This window comes from Streptomyces sp. WMMB 714 (genome assembly GCF_900090125.1).
Classification (GTDB): domain Bacteria; phylum Actinomycetota; class Actinomycetes; order Streptomycetales; family Streptomycetaceae; genus Streptomyces; species Streptomyces daqingensis.
In genome coordinates this window covers 49,118-67,664 of sequence record NZ_FMHJ01000008.1, presented here as the reverse complement: position 1 = coordinate 67,664, position 18,547 = coordinate 49,118, and the positions used below count along the sequence as shown (strand labels likewise).

General features: G+C 72.5%; 13 protein-coding genes and 1 tRNA gene. 7 read left to right on the top strand and 7 right to left on the bottom strand.

Annotated elements, in window-relative coordinates:
• Positions 1–22: 22 nt before the first annotated feature.
• From glmU to H181DRAFT_RS16185, 3 genes are all read right to left on the bottom strand, one after another.
• Positions 23–1,492: a bifunctional UDP-N-acetylglucosamine diphosphorylase/glucosamine-1-phosphate N-acetyltransferase GlmU gene (glmU, locus tag H181DRAFT_RS16195; protein WP_045865199.1), complete on the bottom strand. Its 1,470-nt coding sequence runs from the start codon at positions 1,490–1,492 to the stop codon at positions 23–25.
• 142 nt (positions 1,493–1,634) lie between these two features.
• Positions 1,635–1,705 (bottom strand) — tRNA-Gln (locus H181DRAFT_RS16190).
• Entirely contained in the window at positions 1,691–2,407 is a 717-nt protein-coding gene (locus H181DRAFT_RS16185; RefSeq protein ID WP_045865395.1) for a hypothetical protein, read from the bottom strand. Before H181DRAFT_RS16185 ends, H181DRAFT_RS16190 begins: the two co-directional genes overlap by 15 nt.
• 199 nt (positions 2,408–2,606) lie before the next feature.
• Here H181DRAFT_RS16185 and H181DRAFT_RS16180 point away from each other — a divergent pair, with 199 nt between their 5' ends.
• Positions 2,607–4,079, top strand: coding sequence for a sensor histidine kinase (locus H181DRAFT_RS16180; RefSeq protein WP_045865394.1), 1,473 nt, complete (start codon positions 2,607–2,609; stop codon positions 4,077–4,079).
• 33 nt (positions 4,080–4,112) lie between these two features.
• Here H181DRAFT_RS16180 and H181DRAFT_RS16175 read toward each other — a convergent pair whose 3' ends face one another.
• Both H181DRAFT_RS16175 and H181DRAFT_RS16170 read right to left on the bottom strand, forming a co-directional pair.
• The gene (locus tag H181DRAFT_RS16175; protein ID WP_045865198.1) at positions 4,113–4,628 is read right to left on the bottom strand and encodes an SUKH-3 domain-containing protein; all 516 of its coding nucleotides are present in this window, start codon (positions 4,626–4,628) and stop codon (positions 4,113–4,115) included.
• The gene (locus tag H181DRAFT_RS16170; protein WP_074467898.1) at positions 4,625–5,278 is read right to left on the bottom strand and encodes a YwqJ-related putative deaminase; all 654 of its coding nucleotides are present in this window, start codon (positions 5,276–5,278) and stop codon (positions 4,625–4,627) included. The genes H181DRAFT_RS16175 and H181DRAFT_RS16170 overlap by 4 nt, the downstream gene beginning before the upstream one ends.
• A gap of 299 nt (positions 5,279–5,577) precedes the next feature.
• On the opposite strand from H181DRAFT_RS16170, the gene H181DRAFT_RS16165 reads away from it, so the two are divergent.
• The 4 genes from H181DRAFT_RS16165 to H181DRAFT_RS16150 all read left to right on the top strand — a co-directional run bounded on the left by H181DRAFT_RS16165 (position 5,578) and on the right by H181DRAFT_RS16150 (position 12,020).
• Positions 5,578–6,369 (top strand): hypothetical protein, encoded by a 792-nt coding sequence (locus tag H181DRAFT_RS16165; RefSeq protein ID WP_052708605.1) that lies wholly within the window; start codon positions 5,578–5,580, stop codon positions 6,367–6,369.
• A gap of 239 nt (positions 6,370–6,608) precedes the next feature.
• Complete coding sequence (locus H181DRAFT_RS16160) at positions 6,609–7,607, top strand: SMI1/KNR4 family protein (protein ID WP_074467897.1); 999 nt, start codon at positions 6,609–6,611, stop codon at positions 7,605–7,607.
• A 29-nt stretch (positions 7,608–7,636) separates the two neighbouring features.
• Positions 7,637–10,324 carry an SUKH-4 family immunity protein gene (locus H181DRAFT_RS16155; protein ID WP_045865196.1) on the top strand — a complete coding sequence of 896 codons (2,688 nt, stop codon included), beginning with the start codon at positions 7,637–7,639 and terminating at the stop codon, positions 10,322–10,324.
• Positions 10,325–11,009: 685 nt separating this feature from the next.
• Positions 11,010–12,020 (top strand): coiled-coil domain-containing protein, encoded by a 1,011-nt coding sequence (locus H181DRAFT_RS16150; RefSeq protein WP_074467896.1) that lies wholly within the window; start codon positions 11,010–11,012, stop codon positions 12,018–12,020.
• A gap of 96 nt (positions 12,021–12,116) precedes the next feature.
• Here H181DRAFT_RS16150 and H181DRAFT_RS16145 read toward each other — a convergent pair whose 3' ends face one another.
• Entirely contained in the window at positions 12,117–13,736 is a 1,620-nt protein-coding gene (locus H181DRAFT_RS16145) for a sodium/solute symporter (protein WP_045865195.1), read from the bottom strand.
• The gene (locus H181DRAFT_RS16140) at positions 13,733–14,194 is read right to left on the bottom strand and encodes a DUF485 domain-containing protein (RefSeq protein WP_052708604.1); all 462 of its coding nucleotides are present in this window, start codon (positions 14,192–14,194) and stop codon (positions 13,733–13,735) included. Before H181DRAFT_RS16140 ends, H181DRAFT_RS16145 begins: the two co-directional genes overlap by 4 nt.
• Positions 14,195–14,815: 621 nt before the next feature.
• Here H181DRAFT_RS16140 and H181DRAFT_RS16135 point away from each other — a divergent pair.
• Positions 14,816–15,697: an ABC transporter ATP-binding protein gene (locus tag H181DRAFT_RS16135; protein WP_045865194.1), complete on the top strand. Its 882-nt coding sequence runs from the start codon at positions 14,816–14,818 to the stop codon at positions 15,695–15,697.
• Positions 15,694–18,270: an ABC transporter permease gene (locus tag H181DRAFT_RS16130; protein ID WP_045865193.1), complete on the top strand. Its 2,577-nt coding sequence runs from the start codon at positions 15,694–15,696 to the stop codon at positions 18,268–18,270. The genes H181DRAFT_RS16135 and H181DRAFT_RS16130 overlap by 4 nt, the downstream gene beginning before the upstream one ends.
• Positions 18,271–18,547 lie beyond the last annotated feature (277 nt).

The following is an 18,547-nucleotide window of genomic DNA, read 5'->3' as shown; positions in this document are numbered from 1 at the left end:
CGGCAACAGCCGACCGCGCACGTCAGTCGCCGTCCCCGCGCTCTGCGTCACCGGCCTCCCCGGCCCCCGCCGCCGCACGCGCCGCGGCGCTCCCAGGCCGCTTACGCGCCACCCAGCCCGCGATATTGCGCTGCTGACCCCTCGCCACAGCGAGCGAACCCGCCGGCACATCCTTCGTGATCACAGAACCAGCAGCCGTATAAGCACCGTCCCCGACAGTGACCGGCGCCACAAACATGTTGTCCGCGCCCGTACGGCAATGAGACCCGATCGTCGTCCGGTGCTTGTTCACACCGTCGTAATTCACGAACACCGACGCCGCACCGATGTTGCTGTGATCACCGATCGACGCGTCACCCACATAAGAAAGATGCGGCACCTTCGTGCCCTCACCGATCTCCGCGTTCTTCACCTCGACGAAACTGCCCGCCTTCGCCCCCGCACCCAGCCGCGTACCCGGCCGCAGATACGTGTACGGACCCACCTTCGCGCCCGCCCCGATCTCCGCCCCCTGCGAGACCGTGTTGCCCACCGACGCACCCGCACCCACCACGGTGTCCGCCAGCTGCGAATTCGGCCCCACCTCGCAGCCCGCCGCAAGATGCGTCGAACCCGTCAACTGCGTCCCCGGAAGCACCGTCACGTCCTGCTCGTACGACACCGTCACATCCAGCAGCACCGACGCCGGATCCACCACCGTCACACCCGCCAGCATCGCCCGCTCCAGCAGCCGCCCGTTCAGCAGCCGGCGCGCCTCCGCGAGCTGCACACGGTTGTTGATCCCCAGGATCTCCCGGTGGTCACCCGCCACCGACGCCCCCACCCGGTGCCCCGCACTGCGCAGGATGCCGAGCACATCGGTCAGATACTCCTCACCCTGGCTGTTGTCCGTCCGCACCTTGCCCAGGGCGTCGACCAGCAACCGCGCGTCGAAGGCGAACACCCCCGAGTTGATCTCGGAGATGGCGCGCTGCGCCTCCGTGGCGTCCTTGTGCTCGACGATGTCCGTCACCGCGCCGCTGTCCGCGTCGCGCACGATCCGGCCGTACCCCGTGGAGTCCGGCACCTGAGCCGTCAGGACCGTGACGGCGTTGCCGTCCGCCGCATGCGTGTCCGCCAGCGCCTGCAGCGTCTCCCCGGTCAGCAGCGGAGTGTCCCCGCACGTGACGACGACCGTGCCGTCCAGCGCGACACCGCTGTCGGACAGCTCCTCCAGGCCCATCCGCACCGCGTGACCGGTCCCGTTCTGCTCGTGCTGCACCGCCGTGCGCACGCCGGCGTCGATCTCCGCGAGATGCGCCGTCACCTGCTCCCGGCCGTGACCCACGACCACCACGAGGTGCTCCGGATCGAGACTGCGGGACGCGGCGACGACATGGCCGACGAGGGAGCGACCGCAGATGTCGTGCATGACCTTGGGTTTCGCGGACTTCATACGGGTGCCCTCACCCGCTGCGAGTACGACGACGGCTGCCGGGCGGTTGGCGCTCACGGGGGTGCCCTTCGGCTACGGGGTCAGGGGGAACACCCGCAGGATACCGGGGGGTTGCACAAGGCCGGGATTCACGGACACGCGAGCGGGCCCCGGGTCTGGGAGAGGACGGGACTCGAACGCGGCGCTTACGTACGGTGAGCTCCCGGGGGAGGATTCGAACCCCCATCATTGGCACCAAAAACCAAGGACTTGCCCTTAGTCGACCCGGGAAGGATCTTGCACCCGGTCCCCCGTCTCGGGTTCTCGGACACCACATACTATGCCCGACCACCAGCCCTCGATGCGACGGTACAGTTCGGCCCCCTGCAAGACCCGTACGACGAGGCAGCCCCGGTAGCCGGCGCCCACGTTCTTGCGCACGGTCTTCGGGTTGTGCCTCTTGAGCGTCGTCTTTCCGAAGTCGGCCACCTCCCGTCCGACGAGATCCGCCCAGAAGCGCTCCGCGGCGCTCACGTCCGCCGACTCATGGATCATGACCGAGAAGCGCAGGCGAGCGGGTTCCACCTCCAGGAGTCCGAGCCAGGCGAGGTAGACCTTGATCATGTCCGGGTCGCTGTTGACGAAGGTGACGGATTCGCTGAAGCGGTAGGACTTGCTCTTGGTGCCCTCGGCCCAGTAGAGAGCCACTCCCGCGACGAACAGATCTCGTGGCGAGAGCCGGCCGACTTCCGCGGCCGCCTGCGTCACCGTCTTCTCGCGGGCGAGATCCCGCTCGTGCCTGTAGGGGCCCCATCTCGCCTCGGCCATCATCCGGGCCCGCGCCACGGAGGGCTTCGGAGCCGGCAGGTCGCGCACCCACAGGGACACCGAGCTCTTCGCCACTCCCAGTTCCGCGACGATCTCGTCGTACGTCTTGCCGGCCTGCCGCAGCTCCCGTGCGCGGGCCTTCAGTTCGGGTTTCGCCTGCACCATGACGGCAGCCTCCGTGCAGGCCGGGCCGCATGGGGGCGAGTTGGGGGTTATTCGCCAGTTCGAGTAGGGAAATTGCGTTTCCATTGCGATGTCGCCCCTGTTCTGGCTGTGCGACGGCGTGTTCGGGTTCTGTGGCGGAATGGACGGTTCCTCGGTGGAGGCGGGAAAACGCCCGGCGGCCGGTCGTACGCTGGGCCGTATGACCGAGACGGGGGAGAGCCGGGCGGCGGTCGGCGGACCGTGGTGGTGGGAGCGCCGCAGGAGCATGGCGCTGGACGTCGTCCTGGCTTCGGCGTCGTCGGCGGAGTGCGGGTTCCAGGGGGTCGGTTTCGCGGAGTCGGCCGGGCTGCCGGCCGCGGCGGGCGTGGTGCTGGGGGTTCTGGCCGGGGCGACGCTGGTGTTGCGCAGGCGGTGGCCGGTGGCCGTCGTGCTGGTCTCGGTGGCCGTGTCTCCGGCGGAGATGGGGCTGCTGCTGGGCTTCGTCGGGCTCTACAGCCTGGCGGTGGCCGACGTGCCGCGCCGCATCCTGGTGCTGCTGACGGGCATGCAGGCGGCGGCGGGCGTGGTCATCACGCTGATACGCATGCATCAGAGCATCGGGCAGGACCGCGGGTTCAACCCGCCGGTGTGGTTCATTCCGCTGATGTCCCTGGCCCTGGCGCTGGTGCTGACGGCGCCGCCGGTGCTGATGGGCCTGTACGTGGGGGCGCGGCGGCGGCTGGTGGAGTCGCTTCGGGAGCGGGCGGACGGTCTGGCGCGTGAGTTGGCGCTGCTGGCGGACCGGGCGGAGGAGCGTGCCGAGTGGGCACGCAACGAGGAGCGGACCCGTATCGCGCGGGAGATGCACGACGTGGTGGCTCACCGGGTGAGTCTGATGGTGGTGCATTCGGCGGCGTTGCAGGCGGTGGCGCTGAAGGATCCGGAGAAGGCTTCGAAGAACGCCGCGCTTGTGGGGGACATGGGGCGGCAGGCGCTGACGGAGCTGCGGACGATGCTGGGGGTGCTGCGTTCTCCGGAGGGCGGGCAGGCCGGTCGTCCGGGGCAGCAGGGCCGTGCGGGGGAGGGCGGTGTGTCGGAGCGGCTGGCGGAGTTCGCGGTGGCGGCGGCCGGGTCGTCGAGGGCCGGGGATGCCGGTCCGGAGCTGGAGCGGTGGGGTGAGGCCGGTCCGGCGGGGGGTTCGGGCGGTGGTTCCGCGTCGGGTGGTTCCGTGTCGCGTGGTTCCGGGGGGCCGGGCGTCCGGGAGGACGGGGGGCCTTGCCTGGAGGAGCTGGAGGCGCTGGTCGGGCAGTCGCGTGAGGCGGGTATGTCCGTGGAGTTCTCGGTGGACGGCGCGGGGGCGTCCCGTGGTTACGGGCCGGGTGTGGAGCAGACGGCGTTCCGGGTGGTGCAGGAGGCGCTGACGAACGTCCACAAGCATGCGTCGGGTGCCCGTACCCGGGTGCGGCTCGCGCACCGGGAGGGGGAGGTCGCGGTGCAGGTGGAGAACGAGCGTCCTGAGGACGGCGGGGACGCGGCGGGTGCGGGGCTGCCGAGCGGGGGGAACGGCCTGGTGGGGATGAAGGAGCGGGTGGCGGCGCTGGGCGGGGGGTTCGTTTCGGGTCCGACGGATTCGGGGGGATTCCGGGTGTCGGCGGTGATTCCGGCGCGTGGGCCGGAGGCGCGGCGGCGGTAGCGCCGGTGGGCGGGTCCGGTCGCGGGCGCGGTCTCAGGCGGGGGGTGTGCTCTCGCGTGTGAGGCGCTGGGGCCGGGTGCCGGTGAGGAGCGCCGAGAGGGCGGTGTCGAAGTCGCGGCCGAGGTACCAGTCGCCGGTGTGGTCGAGGCTGTAGACGCGTCCGTCGGTGTCGATGGCGAGGAGGGCGGCGTCGGGTCCGTCGGTGCCGAGGGGGCAGATCGCGGTGTCGAGGGCGCGGCCGAGGTCGGCGAGGGTGCGGGCGGCGTGGAGGGCCCGCAGGGGGTCGATGCGCAGGCTGCTGGGGGCGATCTGGGTGCCGGGGCCGGTGGGGTCGATGGGCAGGTTGCCGAATTCGGCCCAGACTTCGACGGCGGCGGCGCAGACGGAGTGCTGGTGGCCGGCGGGGGTGGTGTGGCCGCGGAGGGTGTCGGCCCACTGCTCTGCCTGCAGCATGTCCCAGCGGCCGGGTTCCCATCCCGCGGTGCGCAGGGCGTCGTCCACGGCGATGGGGAAGCGGGTGGCCGAGGTGCGCGATCGGGGTGGGCTCACTGCGTGGCCTCGGCGGCGGCAGCGGGGTCGACGGGGCGTACGCCGAAGTGGGCGAGGAGGGCCGCGCAGGTGCGGCAGGGGGGTGCGTAGCGGCCGTGCAGGGGGTCGCCGTCCTCGCGGATGTGGCGTGCGGTGATCTTGGCGTGTTTGAGGGCGCGACGGGCTTCGCTGTGGGTGATCCGGCGGGGTTTGGCGGTGTTCCTGCGGTGGGTGCGCTTGGTGGTGCGGGTGTCCTCGGCGGAGGTGAGGAAGCGGGAGAGCAGGACGGTTTCGGGGCAGCGGCCGGTGTGGCGGGTGCGGTGTTCGGTGGCGAGGGTGTCGAGGAAGTCCTGGACGAGGGGGTGGGGTGCGGGTTCCTGGTCGCCTTTGTGTGCGGTGGAGGTGAGGGTCTGGCCGCGTACGGAGAGGGCGGCGGCGATGGCGGGGAGGATGCCGTCGCGGCGGTGCTGGAGCGGGGGTGCGTGGTCGTCGCCTGTGGCGGTCCAGCCGAGGCGGGGGTCGGCCGGTGCGGTGCCGGGTGCGGCTGCGGCGCCGGGAGCGGTGGGTGTGCCGGCGGGGGAGGGCCCGGTGTAGGGCGGTCCCGCGGGGGGCGGTCCGGGTTGCGGCGGCGTGGACTGCAGCCGTGCGGAGCGCAGCGGTGCGGTGTTCATGTGGTGGTTCCTCCCCGCACGGCCCTTTCTGCCGTTTGTGTCGTGTGTGTCGCCTGCGTGTGGCGCCAAGTATGCAGTGTGGGCGTCGAGTCGATCATGTCGCGTCGTATGTCATGGAGTTGTGACGGTTTCCGCTGCGGTGTGGAACAGGGGTGGTGGTTCCGCGGAGCGGGAGCCAGCATGCGCGGTACGTCCAACCTCGAGGCAGGAGTCCGGTAATGCTCAGCACCTCTATACGGCGTCGCGATGCTCGTGACCGTCACACTCGAACGTGTGGTCGGAGTGGTAGTGCTCTGTCCGTGCGTGTGCGGCGCGCCGTCGGGGTCGTGGTGAGCGTGCCGGTGCTGGCCGTTTCCGTGGTGGCCTGCGGGGCGGGTTCGGACGGTGCGGGGGACGGCGGGAAGAAGGACGGCAGCCGGCAGGAGCGCGCTTCGGGGGGTTCCGGCGGCGCGGACTCGGGCGGTTCGGCCGGGAAGAGCGGGGGCGGCGGTTCCGGCGGGGGAGGGGCCGCGGAGGAGAAGCGGCTCGCCTCCGCGCTGTTGAAGTCGGGGGATGTGAAGGGGTATCGGGTGCAGCGCAGCAAGAAGGACGCGTTGCCCGCGCAGAACACCGTGCAGTCGTACGAGCGGAAGTGCTCGGCTGTCACCGACGTGATGGACTCGGACCCCGAGCGGGCCCGTACCGCGTACACCAACGGCGTGCTGCAGAAGGGCTCTTCGCCTTCGGCGGGCGGTGCGGTGCAGCAGGTGCTGCTCGCTTCGTACGCGAAGGGCGGGGCCGAGGAGTGGCTGTCCGATCTGAAGAGGGCCCTGGGCGGCTGCAAGTCCTTCACCGCCAAGGACGGTGCGGGGGACAAGGTGCGGCTGACCGTGTCCCGCGGACCGGTGGGCGTGGTGGGGGACGATTCGGTGGAGTTCACGCTGAGGGTGAGGCAGCAGAGCGATTCGCCGCTGGTCTTCACGGTCGTCCGGACCGGTGGCAGGACGGCCACGTTCATGTCGATCTCGCTCTCGGGGAAGCCGCAGCCCGTGGAGAAGGCCCTCGCGGTGAAGCAGCACCGGAAGCTGGCGGCGCTCGGCGGGGGCCGCTGACGGCAGCGGACGGCGGCGGCCCCCGGCCCGCCCTGCCGCTCCACCCGTTCCCGTCCGCTCCAGCCCCCTCCCGTCCGCTCCGACCCGCTTCGGTCCGTCCGTGTCCGGACCGGGCGCCTGAAGCCGCGCGGTGGTCCCGGCGGGCCGGGCGCCCGGGGTGTCCCCGGGCGGTGCTGACCTCTCGCCCTACCGCATAGGCTGTGCCGAGTCAGCCGGACGTGCAGCAGGGGGCCAAAGCCATGACGACAGGTCGGCTCGGGCTGGGGGCGCCTAGCGGTTCCCAGGGCTCGGGGATCGCCGCGCCACCGAACCGGGCTTACGCCGGGCAGGTCGTGAACTTCCCCGATCCGGTGCGTGCCGCCCGCCATCCCGGAGGGGTGCGGGTGGACGAGTACGGGCTGCCCGACTTCTCGCCCTACGCGCGTGCCGCCGCCGAGATCGCGGAGCCGCCCGAGGGTTTCGGCGGTGACGAACTGCGCCTGACGGACTACGTCTCGGCGAACGCCGCGCTGCACGCCGCCGGGCACGAGCTGTGGGCCGATCTTCCGCCCGTCGCCACGCCGCACGGCTGGACGTGGCACCACGTCGCCTCCGGGCGGCGCATGGAGCTGGTGCCCGTGGAGGTCAAGGCGCTGCTGCGGCATCACGGCGGCCTGGCGGCGGCGGCCGTCGATCACGGGAAGACGGGGACGCGGCCTCTGCAGGACACCCGGCCCGTGCACTTCGAGGTGCCGCACGGTCCGGCGGTGAGCGAGTCGCAGGTGCTGGAGGTCGAGGAGCGCCTGGGGTACCGGCTGCCGGGTGCGTACCGCGCTTTCCTGAAGGCGGCGGGCGGCTGCGCGCCCCGGGGCGTGGCGCTGGACGCCGAGCTGGGGCTGCTGGTGGACCAGCCGTTCTTCACGGTGCGCGAGGACGCGGCCGTCAACGACGTGGTCTACGTCAACAAGTGCCTGCGTGACCACTTCACGAAGGACTTCCTCGGTGTGGGGTTCGTGCAGGGCGGGCTGCTCGCCGTGAAGGTGAGGGGCGAGGCCGCCGGCTCGGTGTGGTTCTGCCCGTTCGACGACGTACGGGACCGGGACGGGCTCCAGGTGCAGGAGCGGACGGAGCGGCTGCTGCGTCCGTGCGGCGCCGACTTCGACGAGTTCCTGCTGCGGCTGGCCGGCAATCCGCCGGAGCTGGAGACCGTGGCGAACCTCATGGTGGACGGCGGCTTCGCACGTGCCGTCCAGCTCTGAGGGTGACGTGAGGGTGGGGTGAGAACGCGATGGTGACCTTCGCACAGGCTCAGGAGCGCGCGGAGCGCTGGGTCAACGGGGGTGTCTCCGAGGAGCCGGGACGCCGGCGGCTGGAGGTACGGGTCCGGGAGTTCGACCTCGGGTTCGTCGCGTGGGCCGAGGCGCCCGAGGAACCTTCCGGCGGCGCCGTCGGCGCGGCGCAGGAGGCCGGCCGCCAGCGTCTGGTGATCGCGCGGGACAGCGGGGACACCACCTTGTGGCCCGCCCTGCCCGTGGGCGAGGTGATCCGGCGCTACGAGGAGGAGTACGGCAACTCCGGTTCCGTTCCCGCCCCTTCGGGTGTTCCGCCGCAGCGCCTGGATCTGGAGGCGACGTCGTTCCTGCTGACCCCGCCGGGGTGGCTCCAGGAGGCGGCCGACCAGATGGGCATCCCGGACCGGCGGTCGCCGGGGTCCGGCGCCGCCGGGCAGAACGCCCCCGCTGCCGCCGCGGGCGCCCCGCAGGCTCCGGCTGCGGAGGGCGTGAGCCCCTGGGACGCGGCGGACACCAGCAGTTCGGGTGGTGGTGAAGCGCAGTCGCCGCCCGCGACGGTCTTCGCGCCCCCGCTCTCCGGCAGCGACGACGAGTTCTCCGGCGGCGACGACGAGCGGTGGGAGGCGAAGACGGAGATGATGCCGGAGACGCGCCCGCTGCCCAGCACGGCCGTGAACCCGGCAGTGGATGAACAACCCGGGGCGGGCGCCGGGCCCGCGGCTCCGCCTCCCCCGTCCCGGCCGCCGAACGTCCCCGCGCCGCCTGCCGGTTCGGCCCCGGGCCAGGGAACGGGCGCGGGTTCCGGCGGTGTGCACCACGCGGCGACGATGCTCGCCGGTCCGGCTTCCGGGGGCCCGGACGGTACGCCCCCGCCGCCTCCGGCCCCACCGGGGGCGCCCGGCAGCGCCGGCGACTTCGCCGACGCCGATACGAGCCGTGCCCCGCGCGGCGACAACCCGTCGCGGGGCGGCGGGCCGTCCGTGCCTCCCCCGCCGGGAGCCCCGGGCACGCCCGGTGCCCGGCCGGGCGACTCCGGCGCGTCCGGGCCGTCCGGCGGCGGATACGTGCCGACGCAGCTGGTCTCCTCCGCCGAAGTGGAGGGCCGGCTCGGCGGGAGCGGGCAGCCCGCGGGCGGTTCCGGCGGCGGTGAGGGCTCCTCCGGAGGTTCCGGACCGTCCGGCGGCCAGGGCGGCGGTCAGGGCCAGGGGCCCGGCTCGGGCGGCGTGCACCACGCGGCCACCATGCTCGCGGGACCTTCCCAGGGCGGTCCCGGCGGTACCGGCGGCCCACCGCCTCCGCCCCCTGCGCCCGGCGCCCCGGCGGCGCCCGGCACCCCGCCTCCCGCTCCCGGCACCCCGCCTCCCGCTCCCGGCACCCCGCCACCTGCTCCCGGAACCCCGCCTCCCGCGCCCGGCACCCCGCCTCCCCCGGGCGGCGGAGGCGCCGGCGGGGGCGACGTCCACCATGCGGCGACGATGCTCGCCGGCCCGGCGCAGGGCGGTGGCCCCGCTGCGCCCGCACCTCCCGGGCCTCCGCCCGGCGTCCCGGGCGCGCCTCCCGGAGTGCCCGCCGCTCCGGGCGGGGGCGTCCCGCCGCAGGCGTACGGCTTCCCGCAGGGCCCGCCGGGCCCGCAGCCCGGGGGAGCGCCGCCCGCGTACGGGTATCCCCAGCAGCAGCAACAGCAGCAGCCCAGCGGGCAGCCCACGGTCGGCCCCGGCTACATGGCGGTGCTCAGCTACCGGGCGCCGGACGGGTCGGAGCAGCAGCTCATCCGGCGTTCCGCTCCGGGCACCCCGCATCCCGAGTGGCAGATCCTGCACGAGCTGCGGAACATGAACGTCCCGCCGCAGCAAGTGGTGGAGCTGCACACCGAGTTGGAGTCCTGCGACCTGCCGGGCGGCTACTGCGCGCGCATGGTCCGGGAGACCTGGCCGCAGGTGCGGATCACACACACCGCTCCGTACGGACGAGACCACGCCTCCCGTCAACAGGGCGTGCGGCACCTGCTGGAGCACCAGGGCGAGCTGCACCAGGTCGCCGACGGCCCGGCGCGGCCCGCCCCGTTCCGGGTGCCGTTGCCGCCGCAGCACCAGATCCCGCCCATGCCGCCGCTCCCGCCGGACGCCGTCGGGCAGGAGCTCGCCCAGGCATTCGGCCCGCAGGGCGTCTTCCGCTTCGAGCAGCACGCGGTCTCGCGGCAGGGCGTGCCCGACGTCGTGGGGCAGACGCTGATGTGGGCGGGTGTTCCCGTCGACGTGAACCCCTTCTTCTGGGGGCAGGCCCAGCCCGGCCGTCCGGTGCCGACGCTCGCGGAACTCGCTCAGGAACGCGGTGTGCTGCCGGCCTCCGACGCCGGGTCGTACCTGGTGATGGGGAACGACTTCGGCCGTCAGCTGTGCGTGCAGTACGGGACGGCCCACATCGTGGCCGTACCGCTGGAGGGGACCCCGGACGGGCGGGCGGCGCAGCCGCAGTTCGTCAACACCGGCCTGCCCGAGTTCGTCCGCTGCATGGCGGCCCTCGGCCGGATGTGGCCGCTGCGGTTCGGGCTCACGCAGGAGCAGGCGGGCCGCTGGACGGTCGACTTCCAGCTGCAACTGGCCGCGCTGGACCCGGCGGCGCTCTCCTCGCCGGAGAACTGGTGGGCAGTGCTGCTGGAACAGATGTGGGACGGGCTCTTCTAGACCCGTCCCCCGCCACCACCGCCGACCCCTACGACCCCGCCGGTGTGGCCGGGGGCCTCCCGACAACCGCCGGGGTGGACGCAGACGACGGCTGAACGGCGCGGCTTCGCGACATCGTCTTCGGCTGCGTGCACCCGGCGGCCGCGGCCAGCCCGGTCCTGGGCTTCCCTGCTGGACGGGCGCACGCCGCCGCCCCTCACGACGAGGTTGAACTCACCCTGCGGGCCAGCGGGATCACCAGCGTCGAGGACGATCCGGTGTGCTCGTGGAGCCGGCGGACGGAGGGCCACGAGTTCTGCGTCCTCTCCGGGAGTCGAGGCGCCGTGTGCGCGTACGCCGCCGCCCACCGGTGCGTCCAGGAGTCCTCGGAGCCGCCGCTCGCGAAAGCCGGGGTGCGCCCTCCGTTCACCCTTCGCGGCGGCTTTCCACGCCTGACCTGTCACTCGCGCGGATGGTCCGCCGCCCGGCGCACGACGACCGGCCGCGGGCCGCCGCTTCCAGCGCCTGCTGCCGAATCCGGCCGGTCAACGCCCTGGCCCTGTCCGCTCCGGCGCGGCCTGGTGACTCTGCGCCCCGTTCGTGATGCGCTCGTATGGAGTGTTGCGTTATGCCCGCTTCGCTCGGATCAAGAAAGATGTGCCTCTCCGCCGTTGAGTGTTGCCGATCGCTGAGTAAGGGGCTCGAAATGGGTGCGTCGCCGCATGCCTTCGCTGTTGTACGGGGCCGTGGTTACCGGCCCGAGCAGGTCGACAGGATGGTGGCCGGCCTGATCGAGCAGTCCCGGCAGGACTGGGAGCACGTCGCCGAACTCACCGCACGGGCCGAGGAGTTGCGGTTGGAGGCCGCGCGGTTGCAGGACGCGGTCGCGGCCAGGCCGCCGGAGGAGTACGCGGCGCTGGGCGAGAACGCGGGGCAGTTGCTGTCGCTGGCGGAGACCGAGAGCGCGCGGCTGCGCGAGGCGGGCCAGGCGGAGGCGCGGCGGACGATGCTGGAGGCGGAGTCGGTGTCGGTCGCGTGGCGCGAGGCGGCGCAGCGTGACGCGCAGCGTGTGCGTACGGAGGCGGCAGCTGACGCGGCCCGCACGGTGGAGGCGGCGCGGAGCGAAGCCGTCACGCTGCTCGCGGAGGCCCGCGCGGCTGCGGAGGAGGCCCGTACCGGCGCGGAGGACAACCTGCGGGAGGTCTCGCGGCGCTGCGCGGAGGCCTTGGCCGAGCAGGAGCGGGCCCGGGCTCAGGCGCAGGAGGAGGCGGAGCGCCGCTTCGCTGCCCGGGAGGGGGAGGTCGAGGCCTACATCGAGAGCCTGGCCGCGCGGGGCGAGCAGTTGCTGCGTGAGGCGCGGGCGGAACGAGCGGAGGCGGAGGAGGCGGCGCGGCTGAGGCATGAGGAGGCCGTCGCGCGGGGGGAGGAGTTGCTGGCGGAGGCGCGGGTGCGTGAGGAGGCCGTCGAGCGCGGGACCGCCGAGGTGCTGCACGAACACGCCGTGCGGGCCGAGCAGTTGAGGCAGCACATGACGCGCGTGCGCAGCACCCTCGCGTCGCTCACGGGCCGTGAGCCGGATGTGGGGCCCGAGTTGGACGGTGAGGGGGCGGACGGGCCGGACGAACGGGACGCGCGGCCGGACGCGCGGAACGCTCCCGGGGGCCCGCAGGTCATCGTGCCCGGGCAGAGCGAGCAGCCCGGCGGGTCCTCGCGCTGAACAAGCCCTGAGGGGCGGGGAGTTCGCCCCTCCACGGGGCTCCGGGACTGGGGCGGGCGGCGGGCCCGGGTGGATCTCCGCCCGGGCCCGCCGCCGTCACCTCCGCTCCGCCCCCGCCAGGAGACGCGGTTCGGCCGCCGCGTACTCCTGGATCTGCCGGGCCTGGCTCTCCGGCCGGCTGAGGAGGGTTCCCGCCCACCCGAGGAGGAAGCCCAGCGGCATGCTGATCAGGCCGCTGGTGGTGAGCGGGAAGATGTCGAAATCCGAGTCGGGGAACAGGGATTGAGGTGTTCCGGAGACGGTGGTGGAGAAGATCGTCACCACCGTCGCGGAGACCGTTCCCCCGATGAGGGAGCCGAGCACACCCGTGCGGGTGCAGCGCGGCCAGAAGAGGCTGAGGACGAGAGCGGGCGCGATGGCGGATGCCCCGATGCTGAACGACAGGATGATCAGGGCCCGCAGGCCGTTGTCCTGGACGAGCACGGCGATCACGATGGCGGGCACGCCCACGGCGAACGCGGCGGCACGCGCGATGAGCAGCTCTCGCCGTGGTTCGGGCTCGGCGCCCTTGCGGATCGTGACGTGCGCGTACAGGTCGTGGGCGAGGGAGTTCCCGCAGGCCAGGATCATGCCGGCCACCGAGGAGAGCAGCGTCAGGAACACCGCGGTGGCGACCGTGGTGAAGACGAGCGTGGAGAAGGACGCGGAGTCCGCGACGATCGCCTGCGCCAGCTGGAGGATCGCGGTGCTGCCCTGGGGGCCGCCCGCCTCGATGACGCCCCGCCCCAGCAGGGCGGTGGCGCCGGCGCCGACGACGGCGATGAGGACGACGAAGACACCCATGATCATCACGGCGTACGACATGGCGCGCCGGATCGCGGGCGCGTTCTTCGCGGTGAACATGCGCATCGTGACGTGCGGCAGGCACGCCGCGCCGAAGACGACGGTCAGCGCGCTGAACACGAGGTCGACCTTCCCCAGCGGCGTCGCCTCGATGAGCAGCCCGGACCGGGAGAAGGCCGGCCCGGCGCCGCTTCCCTGGTCGGCGAGTGCGAGGAGGCGCGAGGGGTTCCAGCCGACCTTGTCCATGACGAGCACGGCGAGCAGCGCCGAGGCGGCGAAGAGCACGACGAGTTTGATGATGTGGATGAGGGCGGTGCCCTTCATGCCGCCGATGGCCGCGTAGCCGATCATGAGTCCGCCGAGGGCGATGATCGTCGCCGTACGGACCGAGGAGCCCTCGAATCCCAGCACGAGCGTGACGAGATGCCCCGCGCCGGAGAGCTGGAAGACCATCAGGGGCAGCAGCGAGGCGAGGGTGACGGCCGTCGTCGCGAGGCGCACGCCGCGGCTGGGCGCCCGGTGGGTGAGTGCGTCACCGATGGTGAACCGGCCCGCGTGGCGCAGCGGTTCGGCGAGCAGCACCATCAGCAGGAGGAGCGACAGTGCGGTGCTCAGGGCGAGGATGAGCCCGTCGAAGCCGGTGAGGGCGATGATGCCGATGGTCGACAGGACGGTCGCGGCGGATATGTAGTCGCCGGCGATGGCGAGGCCGTTGCGCAGGGGAGCGAGGGTGCGGAAACCGGTGTAGAACTCGTCGAGGTCGTCGCGTTCTGCGCTGGTCATGATGCACAGCAGCATCGTGACGCTGACCAGCCCCGCGAAGATCGCGAACGAGAGCGACTGCGAACTGGCGTCCACCGTCTGCGAGTTCATCGGCTCCACCTCTGCTGTGCCCTGGCCTTCTCGCGGGCCTCGGCCTCGACGATGCGTACGCGGTGTGCGACGGGGTCGATGGTGGAGCGGGCGAGGAACTCGTACACGAGGATCGCCGCGAGGGTGATCGGGACGAGCGAAAGCCCCAGGCACACACCGAGGTTGAGGTTTCCGGCGACCTTCGCGCCCATGGCGTCCGGCAGGTAGGCGGCCATCACCAGGAAGGCGGAGTAGTAGGCGAGGAGCGCTGCCGCCAGGCCGCGGCGCAGCCGCCGGTAGGCGGAGCGCAGCTGGTGCAGGGCGGTGTTCTCCCGTGCCGGGACGCTCGGCGGGTAGCCGGGCGGCGGCCTGTGGGAGGGTGGCGGGGGCTGGTGGTGCCAGGGGGGATACGGGGGCGGAGGGGGATACGTTCCGTAGTTGTCAGGAAACCCACGATGATCATCGGTGCTGAACGCCATTCGTGGCTCTCCTTCTGCCCGGAGTACGTAAAACCCAAGGTCGTCGGCACGTTACTGGTGGGTCCGGTCCGGGTGGAAGGGCTGTGCGGGAACCCGTCACAAACTCCACATTGTTACTTACGGTAATAACGGAAAGTGTCAATGCCCCTTAGGGGCGGCCCCTGTCGGCACCCTGTTGATCCGGGTCCGGGAGTTTCGTCCCGGGGCAGGAGGAGTCCGCCTCGGGCGGTCTATAAGCTGCTGGTACGTCCTGCCCGGAACGTCCGTACCGGCAAGGGCAGTTCCTGTTCCTCACTCGCGCCTCCACCCCGCGCCGGGACCCGGCTCCGGGGTGGGGGTAACCCCCGCACGTGAACGCGTACGGGCACCATCGCGACGGCCGCCTTCCTGCGTAAGGCTCGGCCTGCGCGGCGGACGCAACCGCCGCACAGGCCGCCCCGCCGACCCTCGGCATGCGGAGGAGGTCCGCCGGGCGGCCCGGAGCGGCACGCCGCGGCGCCCGTGCCGGGCACCGGCGGCACCGCCGCCCGGCACCACGGCGCTCCGCACGACTGCCGCCGAGCCCGTCCGACAATCCGCAGCCCTTCCGGGCCGCCCGCCAGACGAACGAGGAGAAGAGAAGTGACGACGGCTGTGACGACACCCGCGACAGGGGGCAACGGGGCGCGTTCGGCTGTTGCCGCCTCCGCCCGGCAACTGGTGAAGGCCTACGGCTCCGGTGAGACCCGGGTCGTGGCGCTCGACCACGTCGACGTGGAGATCGCCCGCGGCGCCTTCACCGCGATCATGGGGCCCTCCGGGTCCGGCAAGTCGACCCTGATGCACTGCCTGGCCGGGCTCGACTCGGTGACCGAGGGCAGGGTGTGGGTCGGCGAGCAGGAGATCACGGGGCTGAAGGAGAAGAAGCTCACGCGTCTGCGCCGCGACCGGATCGGCTTCATCTTCCAGGCGTTCAACCTGCTGCCCACGCTCGACGCCCTGGAGAACATCACGCTCCCCATGGACATCGCGGGCCGGAAGCCCGACAAGGCGTGGCTGGAGAACGTCATAGCCACCGTGAACCTCGAAGGCCGCCTCAAGCACCGCCCCAGCGAACTCTCCGGCGGACAGCAGCAGCGCGTCGCCGTCGCACGCGCCCTGGCGGCGCAGCCCGAGATCATCTTCGCGGACGAGCCGACGGGCAACCTCGACTCCCGCTCGGGTGCCGAGATGCTCAGGTTCCTGCGGCGCTCCGTCGACGAACTCGGTCAGACCATCGTCATGGTCACCCACGACCCGGTGGCGGCCGCCTACTCCGACCGCGTCCTATACCTCGCCGACGGCCGCATCGTCGACCAGATGAACCGGCCCACCGCCGAGGCGGTGCTCGACCGGATGCTGCGCCTCGCCGAGGACGCCCCCGGCGCGGACGACGGCGCCCGGGGCACCGGCCCCGGCGCCACCGGCCCCGGTGCCGCCGCGCCCGGTGTCGCCGCCAACGGCACCCGCAGGAGCGTGTCGTGACCGTATTCAAGGCATCCCTGCGCAACTTCTTCGCGCACAAGGGGCGCATGGCGCTCAGCGCCGTCGCGGTCGTGCTGTCCGTGGCGTTCGTATGCGGGACGCTGGTCTTCACCGACACCATGACGACCACCTTCGACAAGCTCTTCGCCTCGACGTCCGCGGACGTCACCGTCAGCCCGAAGAAGCCGAAGGACGACAAGGCGCAGCAGGAGACGGGCCGTCCGCCGTCGGTGCCGGAGTCCGCCCTCGCCGGGGCGCGGACCGCGGAGGGCGCCAAGTCCGTGGAGGGCATGGTCTCCAGCGAGAAGGTCACCGTCGTCGACGGCGACGACAAGAACATCGGCTCCACGACCGGCGCCCCCACCATCGCCTCCAACTGGACCGCGGGCGACCGCACGACGATGAAGATCACCTCGGGGCACGCGCCCCGCGGCGCCTCCGACGTCATGGTCGACGCCGACACGGCGAAGAAGCGGAAGCTGAAGCTGGGCGACGAGCTGCGCACCATCACCGCCACCGGCGACTTCGAGGCGGAGATCTCCGGCATCGCGACCTTCCAGGTCACCAACCCCGGCGCGGCGATCGTCTACTTCGACACCCGCACCGCGCAGCGGGAGCTGCTGGGGGCCACCGACGCCTACACGGGCGTCGCGGTGACCGCCGACAGCGGCGTCACGCACGCCGAGCTGAAGAAGAACGTCACCGAATCCCTCGGGGCGGGCACGTACACGTACCAGACGAAGAAGGAGGCGGCCGACTCCAGCCGCGAGCAGATCGGCTCCTTCCTGGACGTGCTCAAGTACGCCCTGCTCGGCTTCGCCGGCATCGCGCTCCTGGTCGGGATCTTCCTGATCGTCAACACCTTCTCGATGCTCGTCGCGCAGCGCACCCGCGAGATCGGCCTCATGAGGGCCATCGGGTCCAGCCGCCGCCAGGTCAACAGGTCGGTGATGATCGAGGCGCTGCTGCTGGGCGTCGCCGGTTCCGTGCTGGGCGTCGGCGCCGGAGTCGGCCTGGCCGTCGGGCTGATGGAGCTGATGGGCGCCCTGGGCATGAACCTCAGCACCTCGGAGCTGACCCTCGCCTGGACGACACCCGTCGCCGGGCTCGTCCTCGGCATCCTCGTCACCCTCCTCGCGGCCTACCTGCCGGCGCGGCGCGCCGGACGGGTCTCCCCGATGGCGGCGCTGCGGGACGCAGGAACCCCCGCCGACGGCAAGGCCGGGACGGTGCGCGGCGTGCTGGGCCTCCTCCTCACCGCAGGCGGCGGAGCGGGACTGTACGCGGCGACGCAGGCCGAGGAGGCCTCGGACGGATCGGTGTGGCTGGGCGCAGGCGTGGTGCTGACCCTCGTCGGGTTCGTCGTCGTCGGCCCGCTGCTCGCGGGCGGGCTGGTGCGGGTGCTCTCGGCGGTGACGCTGCGCCCCTTCGGACGCGTCGGCCGCCTCGCGGAACGCAACGCCCTGCGCAACCCGCGCCGTACCGGTGCGACCGCCGCGGCGCTGATGATCGGGCTCGCACTCGTCGCGTCGCTCTCGGTCGTCGGCTCCTCGATGGTCGCCTCCGCCACGGAAGAACTGGACCGGTCCGTCGGAGCGGACTTCATCGTCCAGTCCGGCAACGGCCAGCCGGTGACGACCGCGGCCGAGAAGAGGGCGCGGAAGTCGGAGCGGCTGAAGACCGTCACCACCTACAAGATGGTCGGCGCCCGCATCACCGCCCCCGACGGCTCCACGGCGGCCCGGCACCTCGCCGCCACCGAACCCGCGTACATGGACGCCCTGCGGCGCGAGACGACGTCGGGCGACCTGGCGGCGGCGTACGGCAAGGACGCCATGTCGGTCGGCGCCGAGTACGCGAAGAAGCACGGCGTCGAGGTCGGGGACACCCTGGAGGTCGCCTTCTCCGGCGGGCGCAAGGCGGAACTCGAGGTCGCCGCGATCACCTCCGACGACACCAACGTCGACCAGGGCGCGATGTACACCCACGTCGACACCGCCCGCCAGTACCTGCCCGCCGACCGGTTCCCACTGAGCTGGATGGTGCTCGCCACGGCCGACGAGGGCCACGAGAAGGCCGCGTACGCCGCCCTGAAGAAGCAGATGAAGCCGTACCCGCAGTACCAGGTGCGCGACCAGGCCGACTACAAGAAGACCCTCCAGGACCAGGTAGGGCAGATGCTCAACATGGTCTACGGGCTGCTGGCGCTGGCGATCATCGTCGCCGTGCTCGGCGTGGTGAACACCCTCGCGCTGTCCGTCGTCGAACGCACCCGTGAGATCGGCCTGATGCGGGCCATCGGCCTCTCCCGGCGGCAGCTGCGCCGCATGATCCGCCTGGAGTCGGTCGTCATCGCCCTCTTCGGCGCCCTCCTCGGCCTCGGCCTGGGCATGTGCTGGGGCACGGCGGCGCAGAAGCTGCTCGCGCTGGAGGGGCTGGGCGTGCTGGAGATCCCGTGGCAGACGATCGGAGCCGTCTTCGTCGGCTCGGCCCTGGTCGGCCTCGTGGCGGCGCTGGTCCCCGCGTTCCGCGCGGGCCGCATGAACGTGCTGAACGCGATCGCGACCGAGTAGCCGTTCGGAGGGGACGGGGCGGGCCCGGGTGCGCGTGACGGAAACCACCCGGGCTCGCCCGTTCCGCCACCGCACCTGTGCCTCCCGCCGCGCCAGCGTGACGCCGCCCGCTGTCAGGCCCGCGATTCCACTGCGGCGGGGCGGTCGAGTCGTCCCGGCGGCGCCGTCCCCTTGCGAGGGGCCACCGCCGATCGGGTCGGCGGCGGTCGTCCGGCCGCCGTACGCTTGGAAACCCCCGGAACGTCCGCGTCGCGCCGTTGCGGGGCATCTCGCGTTG

Excerpts from the sequence above, each read along its gene's own strand:
- H181DRAFT_RS16140 (WP_052708604.1), bottom strand. The coding sequence starts at position 14,194 with ATGGCGTTCAGCACCGATGATCATCGTGGGTTTCCTGACAACTACGGA.
- H181DRAFT_RS16150 (WP_074467896.1), top strand. The coding sequence starts at position 11,010 with ATGGGTGCGTCGCCGCATGCCTTCGCTGTTGTACGGGGCCGTGGTTAC.
- H181DRAFT_RS16145 (WP_045865195.1), bottom strand. The coding sequence starts at position 13,736 with ATGAACTCGCAGACGGTGGACGCCAGTTCGCAGTCGCTCTCGTTCGCG.
- H181DRAFT_RS16185 (WP_045865395.1), bottom strand. The coding sequence starts at position 2,407 with ATGGTGCAGGCGAAACCCGAACTGAAGGCCCGCGCACGGGAGCTGCGG.
- H181DRAFT_RS16155 (WP_045865196.1), top strand. The coding sequence starts at position 7,637 with ATGGTGACCTTCGCACAGGCTCAGGAGCGCGCGGAGCGCTGGGTCAAC.
- H181DRAFT_RS16160 (WP_074467897.1), top strand. The coding sequence starts at position 6,609 with ATGACGACAGGTCGGCTCGGGCTGGGGGCGCCTAGCGGTTCCCAGGGC.
- H181DRAFT_RS16170 (WP_074467898.1), bottom strand. The coding sequence starts at position 5,278 with ATGAACACCGCACCGCTGCGCTCCGCACGGCTGCAGTCCACGCCGCCG.
- H181DRAFT_RS16180 (WP_045865394.1), top strand. The coding sequence starts at position 2,607 with ATGACCGAGACGGGGGAGAGCCGGGCGGCGGTCGGCGGACCGTGGTGG.